Here is an 18,099-nt window from a genome sequence, read left to right as displayed (position 1 = left end):
AAAGGGCGCTGCGATGCAGCGCCCTTCGTTTTTGGGGCCGCCGGTTTCCCGGCGCGCCCGTATCGGTTGCCGGCGGCCGACCGGTTGCAGCGCTCAGTCGGCCGCGGCCGGCACGAGTACCTCGCGGCTGCCGTTGATGCCCATCGGCGACACGAGCCCGGCCGCCTCCATCTGCTCGACGAGGCGCGCGGCGCGGTTGTAGCCGATGCGCAACTGCCGCTGCACCGACGAGATCGACGCGCGCCGCGTGCGCACGACGAACGCGACGGCTTCGTCGTACAGCGGATCGGCTTCCGCGTCCGGCGCATCGCCGAACAGGTCCTGCGTCGCGCCGTCGGCGGCCGGGCCGTCGAGGATCCCTTCCTCGTACTGCGGCTCGCCGAACTGCTTCAGGTACTCGACGACCCGGTGCACTTCTTCGTCCGCGACGAACGCGCCGTGCACGCGCTGCGGATAACCGGTGCCCGGCGGCAGGAACAGCATGTCGCCCATCCCGAGCAGCGATTCGGCGCCCATCTGGTCGAGGATCGTGCGCGAGTCGATCTTCGACGACACCTGGAACGCGACGCGCGTCGGGATGTTCGCCTTGATCAGGCCCGTGATCACGTCGACGGACGGACGCTGCGTCGCGAGGATCAGGTGGATGCCGGCCGCACGCGCCTTCTGCGCGAGGCGGGCGATCAGTTCCTCGATCTTCTTGCCGGCGACCATCATCAGGTCGGCCAGCTCGTCGATCACGACGACGATCAGCGGCAGCGTCGACAGCGGCTCCGGATCCTCGGGCGTCAGCGAGAACGGGTTGCCGATCTTCTTTTCCTTCGCTTCGGCATCGCGGATCTTCTGGTTGAAGCCCGCGAGGTTGCGCACGCCGACCGCCGACATCAGCCGGTAGCGTTTCTCCATCTCGCCGACGCACCAGTTCAGTGCGTTCGCCGCAAGCTTCATGTCGGTGACGACCGGCGCGAGCAGATGCGGGATGCCTTCGTAGACCGACAGCTCGAGCATCTTCGGGTCGATCATGATCAGTCGCACGTCCTCGGGTGTCGCCTTGTACAGCAGCGACAGGATCATCGCGTTGATCGCGACCGACTTGCCCGAGCCGGTCGTGCCCGCGACGAGCATGTGCGGCGCCTTCGCGAGATCGGTGACGACCGGGTGGCCGGTGATGTCCTTGCCCATCGCGATCGTCAATTGCGACGCCGAGTGCTGGTACGGGCGCGACTCGAGAATTTCCGACAGGCGGATCATCTGCCGCTTCGCGTTCGGCAGTTCGAGGCCCATGCAGGTCTTGCCGGGAATCGTCTCGACGACGCGGATCGACGTGAGGCCGAGGCCGCGCGACAGATCCTTCATCAGCCCGACGATCTGGCTGCCGCGCACGCCGAGCGCGGGTTCGATCTCGAAGCGCGTGATCACGGGGCCGGCGGACGCGCCGACCACCGTCACCGGCACCTTGAATTCCTGCAGCCGCTGTTCAATCACCTGCGCGGTTTGCGCGAGGTGTTCGTCGGTGATCGTTTCGATGTCGCCGGACGCGGACGCGGGCTCGAGCAGGTCGAGCGTCGGCAGTTCGACGCTGAACGACGCGGGTGCGTGGAATTCGAATGCGTTCGGGCGCGGCTGGCGCGCGGGGGTGTCGGGGGCGGGCGAGCCGGCTGCGGCAGGCGGGGCCGGTTCGGTTGCCGGGGTGGTTGCTTCGGCCGGCGGGGCAGTGGGGGGCGCTGGCGCGGACAGGCTCGCGCCGGGGATCGTTGCTGCGGGTTGCAGCGGTGCCACGGGCGATGCGGCTAACGGTGCCGCGGAGACGTTCGACACGGACCAGCTTGCCGGCGACGAGTTCGCGGCGGCCGGGGGGGCGAACGTCGTGGCTTCGATGGCTGCGGGTGCGGAACCGATCGACGGAGCCAGCGCCGCAGTGGTTGCGCCGAAGGACGTCAGCGAGCCGGCCGGAGCGACGGGCGAACTGGCGATTGGTTGCGCTGGGGTGGCCGCGGCGGTGGCGATCGGTGCGACTACGCCGGAGGGGGCGAAGGTGCCGAATGTCGTACCGGTCGACGAGGTCGATGGGGTGGCCGGATGCGTCGGGGCAGGCGCGGCGGAGGGAGCCGCGACCGAGCTGGACACGACATTCACGGGTGTCGTGGTAGCGATCGCCGGCGTGCTCGAACCGGATGCCGAGGCTGTCGGGCTGGCCGTCGACGGCGTCACGGCGGGCGCAACGGGCGATGCGGGTGTTGATGCGCGGGGGAACGAGCCGTAAGTCGTGCCCGCAACGGTCGATGCCGACGCGGCTGGTTGCGAAAGCGAGGTCGACGCCATGCCGGTTACGCCCATCGCAGATGCCGGCGCGACGGGTGCAGTGTTCGATGCCGAAGCGGCCGGCTGAGAAAGCGAAGCCGACGCAGCGCCGGTTACGCCGACGGGGGATGCTGGCGCGACGGGAGCAGTGTTCGATGTCGAAGCGGCAGGCTGCGAAAGCGAGGTCGACGCAGCGCCGGTTACGCCGATCGCAGATGCCGACGGAACGGCTGCAACGGTCGACGTAGCCGGTTGAGCCGGCGAACCGGATGCCGTGTCGATCACACCATCCGACGAAGCGGTAACGGCGACAGGCGCGATGCCTGAAGCGGATGCAGGCGCTTGTGCGGTCGAACCGTACGCGGTGCCGACGAGCGGCGACGCAGTGCTTGCCGAAGCCGTTTGCGCGGCGGCAAACGGTTGAGCGGCAACCGGCGATTTCGGCAATTCCGCGGTGACAGGCGTATTCGTCGGGGCCGGTTGCGCCGTCGCAGGTGTCCACGTCCATGCTGTCGCCCGTGCGGTGCCTTCAGCGGTTGCCGCCAGCGGCGCTGCAGGTTCCACCGTATCCGACTTGGCAGCTTCCAGTGCGGCACTCGATGCGGCCGGCGCCGCCGCCGCAAACGGCCTGGTTTCGGCATTCGCGCGCGGCGTCGTTTCGACGATCGGCGAAGCGGGGAGGGCCGCGAACGGCACGCTGTTCCCGGCGGGTTTCACGTCGGCGTGTGCATTGGCGATGCCCGGAGGCACGCTGGCCGATACGGTGCGATCGATTGCAGGAGCCGGATGCGCCGTGTACTTGTCGTCGGTATCGATGGATGCCGGGTTGCTCGCGGCGAGGTCGTGAACCGCCTCGGTCCCGGGTTGCGCGAAGGCGGCATGGGCCGGTTCCGGTTCCGTCGCATCGGTCGATGACTCGGCGACCGGGTTCCAGGCGGATGCGTCGAACGCGGAAACCGGTTGGCCGGCGAGGTCCTCCCACGGCGCGAGGTCGATGGGTGCGTCGAACGTCGGCGCGGGCGAGATTCCCGATGCCGGTACGGCAGCGGCAGCGACATCGTCGGCGTGCCGGATCTCGTCATTGGCGTGATGCGGGAACGCGGCATCGTCGCTGCCGGTATTCGACACCGCGTGCGGTGCGGCGCCGTCGACTGCCACGGCGCCCGCATCGGCGACGGGTGCTTGGACGGCGGGGGCTGCCGGATTGAACGCATCGAGCACGATCGGTGCGTTGTCGTCGTACGCCGGCGCCGGATCGTGGGCGAGCGGAGTACTGGCGTCACGGGCTGCGAGGCCGTGGGCCGCGGAAGCGATCCCGGCCGGCACGGCCGCGGCTGCCGGCGCTGCCATGCCGGCCGCCGTCGCGGCCACACCGGCCACGGTTGCCGCTGCCGCCGCCGCGTGCCCGGCATCGTCCTGCGCACCGCCCAGCGTCGCCCACTGCGCGGTGCTGGCTTCGATCGAGCGCAGCGTGTCGTGCACGCTCGGCGCCGGCGTGATCGGCGCGGCGGGTTTTTCCGTCCAGGCATAAAGCGGTGCACGCGCCGGCGTGGGCTGCGGCGGGCGACGTCGTGCCGCATCCTGCGTCAGGCCGGCCGAACCGACTGCAGCTGCGGGGCGTACGGGCGGGCGCGGCGGCTGCGCGATGGCCGGCCGCGGCGTGACCGTGGTACGCGGCGGGGCCGGCTTCAACGCGGCGGTAGCCGGCCGCGCGGCAGTCGGCCGCGGGCGGACAGGTTCGAATCCGGCAGGAAGCGGGGCCGGATCCGGGCGCGGGACTTGCGCGTTCGCGGCTGCGCGCGCGAGGCTGGCGGTGCTGCCGGTCGTCGGCGGCGGCATCGCGCTGGCCGGCGTGATCGGCGCGGGCGGTGTCGGCATGCTGCGCTGGGGCGCGGCCGGCTTCAACCAGCCCGACGGCGCAACAGGTTCCACGTGCGGGCGCGCAGGCGTGCTGCTGCGCGGCTTCGGCCGCGCCTGCGGGTCGGGTTTCCACAGCGTCGGGCGCGAATACCGGCCGTTCTGGCGGGGCGCCATCGAATTGACGGTATGCGCGGTGGTCGGCTGGACGATGTCGTCGTCGCGATGCAATGCGCTGCGCGGCAGGTCGGCGATGCCGCGTGCTTCGTCGTCACCGCCGTCCCGCGCCAGCTTGACGCCGAACGACGTATCGACCCACGCGGCGAACTGCCGCCAGCCGATGCCGGTCAGCCAGGGCAGCCCGGCGAAGAACAGCACGACCATCGCGACCGGCGTGCCGATCGGGCCGAGCACGTGGGCGAAGCCTGTCGAGAACGCATGGCCGAGCGCGTTCGTATCGGGGCCCGACAGCGGGCTCGTCAGCGTGCAGCTCGCCACGAACACCGCGGCGAAGCCGAGCCACAGACGGATCGAGCCGCGGCCGGCAAGCCCGACACCGCCAGGCAGCATCGCCTGCACGAGACGCCAGAAGAGAAGGAGGAACCAGACGGCGGAGATGCCGAACCAGCCGAAGACAACCGTGTGCATGCTTTGAAACAGGAGTGGGGAGGGGCGCGCGGGGCGCGACCCGCCGAGTTTAACCGGCCGGCGAACAAGACTCTAACGCGGCGTGCATCCGATTCACGCCGCGCGACGCGTGTGCGCGGCACACGCGCGTGGCGCGCCAGGCGAAGGCGGTCGGTCGGCCTTCGCGCGCGCCCTGCATCAGGGGCTCCGGTGCGTGAAGGTCAACGTCGCGCCGGACGTGGTCACGATCTGCAATTGCTGCGGCTCGCGCATCTGCACGCCGGTCTTGTCGACGTGGGCGAGTGCGTCGAGGTACGCGGTTTCGAGCTGGCCGCCGAGCGTATTCGGGCAGGCCATCCGCGTGCCGGCGAGCGGCCCGAAGCTCAACAGGCCGTTCTTGATCGCGTAGGTGCCCATGTAGCGGTTGCAGCCCGAGAACCCGCTGGCGCGCCGGATGCCCGAGTCGGTCGACAGCGCGAGCTTGATCGGCTCGCCGTTGTCGCCGTGCGGGATCGCGCGCTGCGTGCCGTCGGCATTCAGCCAGCTGGTGAGTTCCCAGCTCGTGTCGTCGAGCAGCTGGACGGCCGCCGGGTTGTACGGGTCGGGTGCGGGGGCGGCGGAATCGGGGTGGGTCGGCATCGCGCAGGCGGCGAGAAGCGTGGCAAGCGTCAACGCGCAGAGCGGCGCGCGCAGCGGGCGAAGCAGGCCGGTGCGGGCGCGTGCGGCGGCGGACAGGTGGGACATGAGCCTCGTTCCTCATCGGATTCTGATCAAGGCGTAAGAGTAACGCACCCGTGCCGCGGCAGGCGAGCCGACACTTCACGCGTGAAAACGTTCGCAGCCTGCTCGCGAGCGGCCCGCGGCCGGGCGCCGGCGCGGCGAAACGCGCAAAACCGGCGCCGTGGCGCGTGTTAACATCGGAGCCGTTTTCGTCCTCCACCAGAAGCGGGTAATCACATGCAGATCGGTCAGCGGCTCGGTACGCCGCTCTCACCCTCGGCCACGCGCGTCATGCTGCTCGGCGCCGGCGAGCTCGGCAAGGAAGTCATCATCGCGTTGCAGCGGCTCGGCGTCGAAGTCGTCGCGGTCGACCGCTATCCGGACGCACCGGGCCACCAGGTCGCGCATCGCGCGCACGTGATCGACATGACGGACGCCGCCGCGCTGCGCGCGATCGTCGAAGCCGAACGCCCGCACCTGATCGTGCCGGAGATCGAGGCGATCGCGACCGACGCGCTCGCGGCGATCGAGGCGGCCGGCCTCGCCGAAGTGATCCCGACCGCGCGCGCGACGCAGCTCACGATGAATCGCGAAGGGATCCGCCGGCTCGCGGCCGAGGAGCTCGGCCTGCCGACTTCGCCGTATGCGTTCGCGGATTCGTTCGAGGCGTTCAGCGCGGCGATCGCGAAGATCGGCATGCCGTGCGTCGTCAAGCCCGTGATGTCGTCGTCGGGCAAGGGGCAGTCGGTCGTGAAGACCGAGGCCGACGTGAAGCCGGCGTGGGACTACGCGATGGCGGGCGGGCGTGTGAACCACGGCCGCGTGATCGTCGAGGGCTTCGTCGATTTCGACTACGAGATCACGCAGCTCACCGTGCGCGCGATCGATCCGGCGACGAACGCCACGCGCACCTATTTCTGCGAGCCGGTCGGCCACGTGCAGGTCGCGGGCGACTACGTCGAATCGTGGCAGCCGCAGCCGATGAGCGCGGTGGCGCTCGAGAAGTCGCGCGAGATCGCGCACAAGGTCACCGAGGCGCTCGGCGGGCGCGGGATGTTCGGCGTCGAGCTGTTCGTGCGCGGCGACGACGTGTGGTTCTCCGAGGTGAGCCCGCGGCCGCACGATACGGGCCTCGTCACGCTCGCGTCGCAGCGCCAGTCGGAATTCGAGCTGCACGCGCGTGCGATTCTCGGGCTGCCGGTCGATCCGGCGCTCGGTACGCCTGCCGCGTCGGCCGTGATCTACGGTGGGCTCGACGAGCGCGGGATCGCGTTCGAGGGCGTGCGCGACGCGCTTGCCGTGCCGGGCGCCGACCTGCGCCTGTTCGGCAAGCCGGAAAGTTTCGCGAAGCGGCGCATGGGCGTCGCGCTGGCGACCGGCGCGACCGTCGACGAAGCCCGCGAACGCGCGAAGCGCGCCGCCGCGGCCGTCCGGCCGGTGTCGGCCCGCTGACGTAATCAGGAGAGGACGATGACGCCGAAGTGGCTGCGTATCGGAAAGCTGGCCGTCGCGCTGGCGCTTGCAGTGAACCTCGCGGGTTGCGGGCTCGCGGCCGCACCGTGCCGGGTGGCCTCGGCCGGGCTCAAGATCGTGCCGCTCGTCGGCCATGTCGCGGCCGCACCGACCGACGCGTGTGCCGACGTCATCGATCCCTGATCACGCTACCCGACCCGATCGCCAACAATAATCACGTGCCCTGCGAGGGCGCGTTTCCACCCGTCTCGTGAGAGGACCTGCATGATTCGCCAAACCCTCGCCGCGCTCGCGCTCGCCGGCACGGCCGTTTCCGTCGCGCATGCCGCACAGCTGACCGTCGAAGAGATCGACGCCGATTCGCGTCAGTTCACCGTCTACCAGTGCGCGAACCAGAAGCAGCCGGTGCGCGTGTCGTACTGGCTCGCGGGCAACGGCCAGAGCTTCGCGCTCGTGCCGGTCAACGGGAAGCAGATGCTGTTCGTCGACACCGTGTCGGCGTCGGGCGCGCGCTACCAGGCCGGCCGCTATACGTGGTGGACGAAGGGCAAGGAGGCGACGCTGCGCGACGAGATCGCCGACCAGAGCGCGCCGCCGCTGCTGGGCGACTGCGTACAGGTGGAGAAGAAAAAGAAGAAGGGCTGAGCGCCGGGCGGGAACAGGGATCGTGCGCCCGGCTCCCGGGCCTGACGGCCGGGTACGCGGCCTGGCCGCGGGCGATCGGGCCTGGCGATCAGGGATCGGGCCCTGAAATCACCCGCTGGCCCATCGGGCTAGTCCGATCAGGTCATCCGTCTAGCGCGCGGGCCACCCCGGGCCCGTCGCGCGAACCGCCGTTGTGGCCGTTCGCCGCGTTGTCACGGACAGATGGCCGCGCAGTGCTACAATACGGCCCTTTCCGCCGGCATTCGCGCCGAACGGAGTCCGCACGGCCTGGCGTCCAGCGTTCACATTGAACCGGTCCCAAGCGCCAGAGCGGCGCCGCGCGGCGCGCCGCGGCTCCGTCTATTTCCGAATTGTGATGAGCGCAGGCCCGGCTGGCCTGACGCACGATGTCCCCGCCGCGCCTTTTGAGCGAAACGCCACCATGTCCGATTCTGTCGCCAAGCCCGTCGACGCAACCTTCGATCAATTCGGCCTTGCCGCCGATATCCTGAAAGCCATTGCGGAGCAGGGCTATACGACGCCGACGCCGATCCAGGCGCAGGCCATTCCGGTCGTGCTCGCCGGCCGCGACGTCATGGGCGCCGCGCAAACGGGCACCGGCAAGACCGCGAGTTTCTCGCTGCCGATCATCCAGCGCCTGCTGCCGCAGGCCAACACGAGCGCGTCTCCGGCGCGCCACCCGGTGCGTGCGCTGATCCTCACGCCGACCCGCGAACTCGCCGACCAGGTCGCCGCGAACGTGCACGCGTATGCGAAGCACACGCCGCTGCGCAGCGCGGTCGTGTTCGGCGGCGTCGACATGAACCCGCAGATGGCCGAGCTGCGCCGCGGCGTCGAGGTCCTGATCGCGACGCCGGGCCGCCTGCTCGACCACGTGCAGCAGAAGACGGCGAATCTCGGCCAGGTGCAGATCCTCGTGCTCGACGAAGCCGACCGGATGCTCGACATGGGCTTCCTGCCCGACCTGCAGCGCATCCTGAACCTGCTGCCGAAGGAACGCCAGACGCTGCTGTTCTCGGCCACCTTCTCGGGCGAAATCAAGAAGCTCGCGTCGACCTACCTGCGCAACCCGCAGACGATCGAGGTCGCGCGCAGCAACTCGACGAACGCGAACGTCACGCAGATCGTCTACGACGTCGCCGAAGGCGACAAGCAGGCGGCCGTCGTGCAGTTGCTGCGCGATCGCGGCCTCAAGCAGGTGATCGTGTTCTGCAACAGCAAGATCGGCGCAAGCCGGCTTGCGCGCAATCTCGAGCGCGACGGCGTGGTCGCGTCGGCGATCCACGGCGACAAGACGCAGATCGAGCGGATGCAGGCGCTCGACGCGTTCAAGCGCGGCGAGATCGAGGCGCTGGTCGCGACCGACGTGGCCGCGCGCGGCCTCGACATCGCCGAACTGCCGGCCGTGATCAACTTCGACCTGCCGTTCAGCGCGGAAGACTACGTGCACCGGATCGGCCGTACCGGCCGTGCGGGTGCGACGGGCGATGCGCTGTCGCTGTGCAGCCCGAACGAGCGCAAGCAGCTCGCCGATATCGAGAAGCTGATCAAGCGTCCGCTCGAAGTGCAGACGCTCGCGCTCGACAAGCCGGCACGCCACCGTCACGACGAGCGCGGCAACGACCGCGGCGGCGATCGCAACAGCGAGCGCGGTGGCGAGCGGGGCGGTGAACGAGGCGGCCGTCGCGATCGCGACGAGCATCGCGGTGCATCGGGGCGCCGGCCGGGCGGTTCCGAGCGCGGTCATCACCGTCGCCACGAAGCGCCGGTCGACGATTTCTTCCTGAAGCCGTACGAGCCGTCGGCGCCGGCGAAGCAGCAGGACGACGCGCAGCCGGCGCAGCAGCCCGAGAAAAAGGGGCCGAAGCGTCAGGTCGCCGCACTGCTCGGCGGGTTCGGGATGCCGCGCAAGCCGTCGGCATAAGCCGGGCGAACGTGACGGCGCGGCGCGCGAGCGCTGCTGGAGAAGCGGGTGCATGCGATGAGCATGTGCCCGTTTTTCATTGGGGCTCCGATTTGACGGGGGAGGCGGGCGTGCGGCGTCGGCGGGGGGATGCAGTCGGCATCCGGCTTGGGCCCGGTCGCCGCGACATCGGCGCGCTGCGTGCGTCAGCCGGCCTGCGGCCCGAAGCGCCTCGCCCATGCTGCCGTGGCGGCGGCGTAGAACGTATCGAGAGTCGCGCCTGCAAGCGTGCCGTCGGGCGCGAGGCCCAGGTGCGCGGCCGCGGCGTGCAGCGCCGGCAGCGGATCGTTGCGTTCGAGCGCGGTCGCGCCCGTCTGCTTGCTGAGCTTTTCGCCGTTCGCATCGACGACGACGGGCACATGCAGGTATTGCGGCGTCGGCACGCCGAGGCAGTGCTGCAGGTGAATCTGGCGTGCGGTCGAGTCGAGCAGGTCGGCGCCGCGCACGACGTGCGTGATGTGCGCGTCGGCATCGTCGACGACGACCGCGAGCTGGTAGGCCCATTGGCCGTCCGCACGCTTCAGCACGAAATCGCCGACTTCGGTCGCGAGGTTCTGCGATTGCGTGTGCTGCCAGCGATCGTCGAACGTGACGAGTGCGTCGCTGCCGTCCGGCACGCGCAGCCGCCACGCGCGCGCGGGCTTGCCGTGCAGGCCGGTGCGGCAGGTGCCCGGGTACGCGAGCGTCGTATGGCGCTCGTGCGCGGCGCGCAGCGAATCGGCGATTTCCTTGCGCGTGCAGCCGCACGGATAGACGAGCCCGGCCGCGACGAGCCGTTCGAGCGCGGCCGTATAGGCGGCATCGCGCGTGCTTTGCCAGACGGGCGGCTCGTCGGGCGTCATGCCGAAATGCGCGAGCGTCGCGAGGATGTCGTCGGCGGCGCCCGGCACCGTGCGCGGGCCGTCGAGATCCTCGATGCGCACGAGCCATGCACCGCCGTGCGCGCGCGCATCGAGCCAGCTCGCGAGCGCGCCGACCAGCGAGCCGAAATGCAGCGGGCCGGTGGGCGACGGCGCGAAGCGGCCGCGATAGCCGGTCATCGGAGCGCGGGGCAGTGCGCGCTTACGCGGCGCTGGCCGCCGGTGCGCAAGCCGGGCACGACTTGCCGGGCACGTAGCTCGACGACTGTTGCGCTTCCGGCGTGACGACCGCGCGGCACGCGAAGCACGTGACGTTCTCGGTGGGCTGGAGCTGCGGATTCAGCGCGGTGCGGTAGTCGAACACGAAGCAGTCGCCGTGATAGTGCGCGCCGCCGACTTCCTCGAAGTACTTCAGGATCCCGCCTTCGAGCTGGTACACGTTCTCGATGCCGATTTCCTTCATGTGGATCGCGGCCTTCTCGCAGCGGATGCCGCCCGTGCAGAACGACACGACCGTCTTGCCTTCGAGGTCGGCGCGGTTCGCGTCGATCACTTCGGGGAATTCGCTGAACTTGTCGATCCGGTAGTCGAGCGCGTCGTCGAACGTGCCGACGTCGACTTCGAAGGCGTTACGCGTGTCGAGCATCACGACCGGGCGGCCCGTGTCGTCGTGGCCGCGATCGAGCCACGTCTTCAGCGTACGCGCATCGACGAACGGCGCGCGGCCGAGTTCCGGCTTGATCGCCGGCTTCTTCATCGTGATGATTTCGCGCTTCAGGCGCACGAGCATGCGGCGGAACGGCTGCGAGTCGGACAGGCTCTCCTTGAACTGCAGCGACGCGAACTTGCCCTCGAACAGCGGATCGTGGCGGATGTAAGCGATGAACGCGTCGGCGGCTTCGCGCGTGCCGGCGATGAACAGGTTGATGCCTTCCGGCGCGAGCAGGATCGTGCCGCGCAGGCCGAGTTCGTTGCAGCGGGCGGTGACGAGCGGGCGCCATTGCTCGTTCGCGTCGAGCGACACGAAGTGGTAGGCGGCGAGGTTGACGATGGTCATGATGGTCCGACGGGAAAACGGCCGCACGGCGGCCCGCAAAAAAGGGTGCGAAGCCGGGGCGTGGATTCGAAAAACCGTATTATCCCGCAAACCGCGCCCGGGCCGGCACCCTGCCGTCTGGCCAGCCGCGCGACGTGCGGTCGCGCGCATCGGCCGAACGGCCAGCGCGGGGATTTTTTGGGCAGCCCGCGCGGCGAGGCGGCTACAATAGCGCCCATGTCAGATCCTCGCTTCGTCCATCTTCGCGTTCACTCCGAATTCTCGATTGCCGACGGCATCGTGCGCATTGACGACATCGTCAAGGCGGCGGCCGCGGACGGTCAGGGCGCGCTCGCGCTCACCGATCTCGGCAACGCATTCGGCCTCGTCCGTTTCTACCAGGAAGCCCGCGGCAAGGGCATCAAGCCGATCGCCGGCTGCGACGTCTGGATCGCCAATCCGGACGACCGCGACAAGCCGTCGCGGTTGCTGCTGCTCGTCAAGGACAAGGTCGGCTACCTGAATCTGTGCGAGCTGCTGTCGAAGGCGTGGCTCACGAACCAGTACCGCGGCCGTGCGGAACTCGACGCGAGCTGGCTCGACGGCGAGCGCTCGCAAGGGCTGCTCGCGCTGTCGGGTGCGCAACAGGGCGATATCGGGCTCGCGCTTGCCGCAGGCAACGAAGAAGCCGCGCGCCGGCACGCCGAGCGCTGGGCGAAAGTGTTCCCGGGCGGCTTCTACGTCGAGCTGCAGCGTTACGGCCAGCCGGGCGCGGAGGCGTACATCCAGCAGGCCGCGACGCTCGCCGCCGCGCTGAAGCTGCCGGTCGTCGCGACGCACCCGACGCAGTTCATGACCGACGACGATTTCACCGCGCACGAGGCGCGCGTGTGTATCTCGGAAGGCGACATCCTCGCGAACCCGCGGCGCCAGAAGCGTTTCACGACCGACCAGTATTTCCGCACGCAGGACGACATGGTCGCGCTGTTCGCCGACCTGCCGTCGGCGATCGCGAATACGGTCGAAATCGCGAAGCGCTGCAACCTGAAGCTCGAGCTCGGCAAGCCGAAACTGCCGCTGTTCCCGACGCCGGACGGCATGTCGCTCGACGACTACCTGGTCCAGCTGTCGAAGGAAGGGCTCGAGACCCGTCTCGCGCAGCTGTATCCGGTCGAGGCCGAGCGCGACGCGCAGCGCGACACGTATTACAAGCGCCTCGAATTCGAGTGCGGGACCATCACGAAGATGGGCTTCCCGGGCTACTTCCTGATCGTCGCGGACTTCATCAACTGGGCGAAGAACAACGGCGTGCCGGTCGGCCCGGGCCGCGGCTCGGGCGCCGGTTCGCTGGTCGCGTACGCGCTCGGCATTACCGACCTCGACCCGCTGCGCTACAACCTGCTGTTCGAGCGCTTCCTGAACCCGGAACGCGTGTCGATGCCCGACTTCGACATCGACTTCTGCCAGCACGGCCGCGACCGCGTGATCCAGTACGTGAAGGAGAAGTACGGCGCGGACGCCGTGTCGCAGATCGCCACGTTCGGCACGATGGCCGCGAAGGCGGCCGTGCGCGACATCGGCCGCGTGCTCGACCTCGGCTACATGTTCACCGACGGCATCGCGAAGCTGATCCCGTTCAAGCCGGGCAAGCACGTGACGATCGCCGACGCGATGAAGGAAGAGCCGCAACTGCAGGAGCGCTACGACCACGAGGACGAAGTGCACCAGCTGCTCGATCTCGCGCAGCGCGTCGAGGGCCTCACGCGTAACGTCGGGATGCACGCGGGCGGCGTGCTGATCGCGCCCGGCAAGCTGACCGATTTCTGCCCGCTGTACACGCAGGGCGACGACGGCGGCGTGGTCAGCCAGTACGACAAGGACGACGTCGAAGCCGTCGGCCTCGTGAAGTTCGACTTTCTGGGCCTCACGACGCTGACGATCCTCGACTGGGCCGAGCGCTACATCCGCCGCCTCGATCCGTCGAAGGCCGACTGGTCGCTCGCGCAGGTGCCGCTCGACGATCCCGCGTCGTTCCAGATCCTCAAGAAGGCCAACACGGTCGCGGTGTTCCAGCTGGAAAGCCGCGGGATGCAGGGCATGCTGAAGGACGCGCAGCCCGACCGCTTCGAGGACATCATCGCGCTCGTGTCGTTGTACCGTCCGGGCCCGATGGACCTGATCCCGAGCTTCTGCGCACGGAAGCACGGCCGCGAGAAGGTCGAGTATCCGGATCCACGCGTCGAGCCCGTCCTGAAAGAGACCTACGGCATCATGGTCTATCAGGAGCAGGTGATGCAGATGGCGCAGATCATCGGCGGCTACTCGCTCGGCGGCGCGGACTTGCTGCGTCGCGCGATGGGCAAGAAGAAGCCCGAGGAGATGGCCAAGCACCGCGAGATCTTCGCCGAGGGCGCGGCGAAGAACGGCCTCACGCGCGAGAAGTCCGACGAGATCTTTGACTTGATGGAGAAGTTCGCGGGCTACGGCTTCAACAAGTCGCACGCGGCCGCCTATGCGCTGCTCGCGTACTACACCGCGTGGCTGAAGGCGCACCATCCGGCCGAATTCATGGCGGCCAACATGACGCTCGCGATGGACGACACCGACAAGGTGAAGATCCTGTTCGACGACTGCGTCGTGAACAACCTCGTCGTGCTGCCGCCGGACATCAACCAGTCGCATTACCGCTTCGAGCCGGTCGCCGAAGCCGACGGCAAGCGCTCGCGCACGATCCGCTACGGGCTCGGCGCGGTGAAGGGCAGCGGCCAGAATGCGATCGAGGAAATCCTGCGCGCCCGCGAGGAAAAGGCGTTCACCGACCTGTTCGACTTCTGCGAGCGGATCGACCGGCGTGTCGTCAACCGCCGCACGGTCGAGGCGCTGATCCGTGCCGGCGCGTTCGATTCGCTGAACACGAACCGTGCGCAGCTGATCGCGTCGGTGCCGCTGGCGATGGAAGCGGCCGACCAGGCCGAGGCGAACGCGATGCAGGCCGGCCTGTTCGACATGGGCGCCGAGTCGCCGCACGCGCATGCGCTCGTCGACGAGCCCGCGTGGGACGACAAGCGCCGCCTGCAGGAGGAAAAGGGCGCGCTCGGCTTCTACCTGTCCGGCCACCTGTTCGACGCGTATCGCGACGAGGTGCGCCGCTTCGTGCGGCAGAAGGTCGGCGACCTGAAGGAAGGGCGCGACAAGCTCGTGGCCGGCATCATCGCGTCGCTGCGCACGCAGATGACCCAGCGCGGCAAGATGCTGATCGCGCTGCTCGACGATGGCTCGGGCCAGTGCGAGATCACGATCTTCAACGAGCAGTTCGAGGCGAACAAGGCGCTGTTCAAGGAAGACGAGCTGCTGATCGTGCAGGGGCAGGCGCGCAACGATGCGTTCACGGGCGGCATCCGCTTCACGGCCGATACCGTGATGGATCTCGAGCGCGCGCGCAGCCGCTATGCGCAGGCCGTCCGGCTGACGATGAACGGCAACGCCGACGCGGCCGCATTGCGCCGCGTGCTCGAGCCGCACGTGTCGAAGGACGATCCGGCGGCGAACGTGGTCGAGGCGCCGGCGCCGCGCGGCGGCGGGCGCGATGGCGGTCGTCGCCCACAGGCGCCGCTGCCGAACGGGCTCGCGGTCCAGGTCCACTACAGCAACACACGGGCACAGGGTGAAATGCGCCTCGGCGACGCATGGCGCGTCAAGCCGAGCGACGTGCTGCTCGCGGAGCTGCGAGCGACGTTCGACGGCAGCGTCGTCGAAATCACGTACTGATCGCGCCTTTGCCGAACGGCTGTCGCGCCATGCGGCCCGTCGCATCGCCATCGTGCGGTGCGGCGGGCCGTTTTTGCAGGTTCACGCAAGCGGGTCTTGGGCTGGCCATCCGGACGCTATACAATCCGGCGCTAGCCGCACGAACGCGGCGCTGACCGCCGCTTGTCCGGCGGATCGCGCCGATATCGCGCACATAAGCGGGGGCGGATCCATGCGGCGAGCCGCGATAGGCGACCAGGCCGTCCCGGAACCGGATGCCGTGAAACGGCTCGTCGCGACGACAAAAACTGACAGTCCCCACATGACCATGGCCAATGTGAACCCGACGCAGCGGATCCTCGTGATCCGGATCGATTTTCTGGGCGACATGCTGTGCACGACGGCGTTTCTCCGCGCGCTGAAGGAGCGCTGGCCCGGCGCGGAACTCCATGTGGTCGCGAACCGCTACAACGCGGCCGCGCTGGCCGGAAACCCGGACGTCGACGCGATCCACACCTACGTCTATAGCCGTCAATGCGAGCGCAACGACCGTCCCGGGCGGATGCGCGCGTTCTTCGACCGGCTGCGGCTGGTGCGTCGCCTGCGTCGCTTGCGGTTCGACCTCGTGGTCGTGCCGAACGGCGGCATGCATCGCAGCAGCATGCAGTTCGCGCGCCAGATCGGCGCAAAGGATTGCCGCTGGCACGATGCCGAGACGGAATTCGACGATCGCAAGCCCGAGCATGTCGCCGAGCGGCCGATGTGCCACGAGGCGTTGTCGGGTTTCCGGCTCGTACCCGAACTCGGCCGCGCCGACGTCGACCGCCTCGCGTTGTCGGTTCATCCCGACCGCGCGCTGCAGGACGCGTGGTACCGGCTGCTCGGCGCGCGCACGAAGCCGCGCGTCGGGTTGTTCGTCACGAACAAGGCGGTCGAGCGCCGCTGGCCGGCCGATCGTTGGCGCGACCTCGCCGAGCGTCTCGCGCCGCATGCCGACGTGATCGTGTTCCGCGACCCGGCCGTCGGCCATGGTCCCGAGGACGACTCGTGGCGCGACGTGTGCGCGCGCCATGTTGCGCCGTCGTCGGTCGCCGACCTGGTGGCCGCGGCGAGCCTGCTCGATGCGATCGTCTCCGCCGACAGCGCCCCCGTGCACCTCGCGTCGGCGCTCGGCGTGCCCGTCGCCGCGCTGTTCGAGGATCGTCCCGAGAAATACCTGCGCTGGCATCCGCTCGGTGTGCCGCACGTGATCGTGCGCGCCGGCGCGACCGTCGACGCGATCGGCGTCGACGCGGTCGAGCGTGCGGTGAATCACCTGCTGCCGCAGGCCACCCAACGTGACGAACGGTTGATCGACGCAGCACACACGCAGCCGGCGGCTGCCGCTGCGACGCCGGTGATCATGACCATCGCTTCGTAGCGCCACGGGTATCGCAGGCACCGCGTACGCCAGCGGCGCGCGGTGCGCCTGCCGCGCAGCACCTCGTGAACGGGGCCGCATCAGGCTGACCGGACGGCCGATTCGCCCTGTCGCGCCGGCTGCTGCAAAATCCTGTACATTGCCAGCCTTGTTCAGCCAGCCAGACACACCCGCCGTGGCCCTGTTTTCTTCCGCCCGCCCGCCCAGAACCATCCTCGTTGCCGCGCCGCGCCGTATCGGCGATGTGCTGCTGACGACGCCGCTCGTCCGTTCGCTGAAGGCCCGCTGGCCTGAAGCACAGATCGACATGCTGGTGTTTCGCGGCACCGAAGGCGTGCTCGAGCACAATCCGGACGTGCGGCGCGTGATCGTCGTCGCGCAACGCGCGGGCTTCCGCGAGCGGCTGCGCGACGCGCTGTCGATGTGGCGCCGCTACGATCTCGCGTGCGCGGCGCTGAGCTCCGACCGGCCGCGCTTCTACAGCTGGTTCGCGGGCCGCAAGCGGGTGGGCCTCGTCGATCCGAACCGCGTGACGTGGCTCACGCGGATGATGCTGAACGGGATCGCGATCAATCACCACGAATCCGCGCATACGGTCGTCAGCACGCTGGCGCTCGCCCCCGTGATCGGCATCGAGCCGGTGTCCGAGGTCGTCGCGCCCGGCATCGGCGACGATCCGGCGCGGCGCGCGCGCTTCGACGCGTGGCTGGCCGAATCGCCGGCGATCCGCGCCGGCAAGCCGCTGGTCGTGCTGCATCCGTATCCGATGTTCCGTTACAAGCAATGGCGGCTCGACGGCTGGGTCGAGATGATCGGATGGCTGCGCGAGCAAGGCTTCGCGGTTGCGCTGTCGGGCGGCCCGGCCGACAGCGAACGCGAGTATGCGGCGCAGGTCGCGGCTGACGCGGGCGGCGACGTGCTGAACCTGGTCGGCCGCCTGACGTTCGGCGAAAGCGCCGAACTCGTGCGGCGGGCACGGCTTTTCATCGGGCCCGACACCGGCGCGACGCACGTCGCGGCCGCGACCGGCACCGACACGATCGCGCTGTTCGGCCCGTCCGACCCCGTGCGCTGGGGGCCGTGGCCGCAGCACTGGCCGGCGACCGAGAATCCGTGGCCGCTGCGTGGCTCGGGGCGGCACGGGAACGTGTGGCTGCTGCAGGGGGAGGGTGATTGCGTGCCGTGCCGGCACGAGGGCTGCGAGCGCAAGGTCGACAGCCATAGCGACTGCCTCGTCAATCTCGGTGCGCAGCGCGTGAAAGCCGCGGCGGCCGAGATGCTCGGGTTGAATCCGCCGGGCCCGGCCGAGACGGTCGTCGATACGTCGCGACTGCACCGCACCGGATCCGACTGACGCGCGGGCGACGCGCGTTCTCACGCGGTTGTCCGGTACCGGGCGGCTTGTTTGGCGACGAGCCAGCCGCCCGGCCCG

General features: G+C 69.4%; 11 protein-coding genes. 7 read left to right on the top strand and 4 right to left on the bottom strand.

The annotated features are described in order from the left end of the window. Positions 1-93: 93 nt before the first annotated feature. Both LGM89_RS10795 and LGM89_RS10790 read right to left on the bottom strand, forming a co-directional pair. Complete coding sequence (locus tag LGM89_RS10795) at positions 94-4,803, bottom strand: DNA translocase FtsK (protein ID WP_226273045.1); 4,710 nt, start codon at positions 4,801-4,803, stop codon at positions 94-96. 177 nt (positions 4,804-4,980) lie between these two features. Then, positions 4,981-5,526 carry an META domain-containing protein gene (locus tag LGM89_RS10790; RefSeq protein WP_089440712.1) on the bottom strand — a complete coding sequence of 182 codons (546 nt, stop codon included), beginning with the start codon at positions 5,524-5,526 and terminating at the stop codon, positions 4,981-4,983. Positions 5,527-5,739: 213 nt separating this feature from the next. On the opposite strand from LGM89_RS10790, the gene purT reads away from it, so the two are divergent. The 4 genes from purT to LGM89_RS10770 all read left to right on the top strand — a co-directional run bounded on the left by purT (position 5,740) and on the right by LGM89_RS10770 (position 9,565). Further along, positions 5,740-6,954 (top strand): formate-dependent phosphoribosylglycinamide formyltransferase, encoded by a 1,215-nt coding sequence (purT, locus tag LGM89_RS10785; protein WP_043189007.1) that lies wholly within the window; start codon positions 5,740-5,742, stop codon positions 6,952-6,954. A gap of 18 nt (positions 6,955-6,972) precedes the next feature. Continuing rightward, positions 6,973-7,158, top strand: coding sequence for a DUF6726 family protein (locus tag LGM89_RS10780; RefSeq protein WP_089426022.1), 186 nt, complete (start codon positions 6,973-6,975; stop codon positions 7,156-7,158). An 81-nt stretch (positions 7,159-7,239) separates the two neighbouring features. Continuing rightward, a complete protein-coding gene (locus LGM89_RS10775) occupies positions 7,240-7,620 on the top strand; it encodes an MliC family protein (RefSeq protein ID WP_089440710.1) in 381 nt (126 codons plus the stop codon). Between the two features lie 376 nt (positions 7,621-7,996). Continuing rightward, positions 7,997-9,565, top strand: a complete 1,569-nt coding sequence (locus tag LGM89_RS10770) for a DEAD/DEAH box helicase (RefSeq protein ID WP_089495369.1) — start codon at positions 7,997-7,999, stop codon at positions 9,563-9,565. A gap of 185 nt (positions 9,566-9,750) precedes the next feature. Here the strand turns inward: LGM89_RS10770 and gluQRS are convergent, their stop codons facing one another. After that, positions 9,751-10,644: a tRNA glutamyl-Q(34) synthetase GluQRS gene (gluQRS, locus tag LGM89_RS10765; RefSeq protein ID WP_089495368.1), complete on the bottom strand. Its 894-nt coding sequence runs from the start codon at positions 10,642-10,644 to the stop codon at positions 9,751-9,753. 22 nt (positions 10,645-10,666) lie between these two features. Then, a complete protein-coding gene (locus LGM89_RS10760) occupies positions 10,667-11,521 on the bottom strand; it encodes a sulfurtransferase (RefSeq protein ID WP_089495367.1) in 855 nt (284 codons plus the stop codon). Between the two features lie 216 nt (positions 11,522-11,737). Here LGM89_RS10760 and dnaE point away from each other — a divergent pair, with 216 nt between their 5' ends. The 3 genes from dnaE to LGM89_RS10745 all read left to right on the top strand — a co-directional run bounded on the left by dnaE (position 11,738) and on the right by LGM89_RS10745 (position 18,021). Next, complete coding sequence (gene dnaE, locus LGM89_RS10755) at positions 11,738-15,268, top strand: DNA polymerase III subunit alpha (protein WP_089495366.1); 3,531 nt, start codon at positions 11,738-11,740, stop codon at positions 15,266-15,268. A gap of 307 nt (positions 15,269-15,575) precedes the next feature. Further along, a complete protein-coding gene (locus LGM89_RS10750) occupies positions 15,576-16,667 on the top strand; it encodes a glycosyltransferase family 9 protein (protein WP_226273325.1) in 1,092 nt (363 codons plus the stop codon). 175 nt (positions 16,668-16,842) lie between these two features. Then, entirely contained in the window at positions 16,843-18,021 is a 1,179-nt protein-coding gene (locus tag LGM89_RS10745) for a glycosyltransferase family 9 protein (RefSeq protein ID WP_226273044.1), read from the top strand. Positions 18,022-18,099 lie beyond the last annotated feature (78 nt).

This window comes from Burkholderia sp. AU31624, assembly GCF_020420065.1.
GTDB lineage: Bacteria > Pseudomonadota > Gammaproteobacteria > Burkholderiales > Burkholderiaceae > Burkholderia.
The sequence above is the reverse complement of the archived record's forward strand: the minus strand, read 5'-3'. Positions and strand labels throughout refer to the sequence as shown.

Bases quoted from the DNA above. Each gene is read 5' to 3' on its own strand.
- gluQRS (WP_089495368.1), bottom strand. From the start codon at position 10,644: ATGACCGGCTATCGCGGCCGCTTCGCGCCGTCGCCCACCGGCCCGCTG.
- LGM89_RS10795 (WP_226273045.1), bottom strand. From the start codon at position 4,803: ATGCACACGGTTGTCTTCGGCTGGTTCGGCATCTCCGCCGTCTGGTTC.
- LGM89_RS10790 (WP_089440712.1), bottom strand. From the start codon at position 5,526: ATGTCCCACCTGTCCGCCGCCGCACGCGCCCGCACCGGCCTGCTTCGC.
- dnaE (WP_089495366.1), top strand. From the start codon at position 11,738: ATGTCAGATCCTCGCTTCGTCCATCTTCGCGTTCACTCCGAATTCTCG.
- LGM89_RS10760 (WP_089495367.1), bottom strand. From the start codon at position 11,521: ATGACCATCGTCAACCTCGCCGCCTACCACTTCGTGTCGCTCGACGCG.
- LGM89_RS10750 (WP_226273325.1), top strand. From the start codon at position 15,576: ATGGCCAATGTGAACCCGACGCAGCGGATCCTCGTGATCCGGATCGAT.
- purT (WP_043189007.1), top strand. From the start codon at position 5,740: ATGCAGATCGGTCAGCGGCTCGGTACGCCGCTCTCACCCTCGGCCACG.
- LGM89_RS10770 (WP_089495369.1), top strand. From the start codon at position 7,997: ATGAGCGCAGGCCCGGCTGGCCTGACGCACGATGTCCCCGCCGCGCCT.
- LGM89_RS10780 (WP_089426022.1), top strand. From the start codon at position 6,973: ATGACGCCGAAGTGGCTGCGTATCGGAAAGCTGGCCGTCGCGCTGGCG.
- LGM89_RS10775 (WP_089440710.1), top strand. From the start codon at position 7,240: ATGATTCGCCAAACCCTCGCCGCGCTCGCGCTCGCCGGCACGGCCGTT.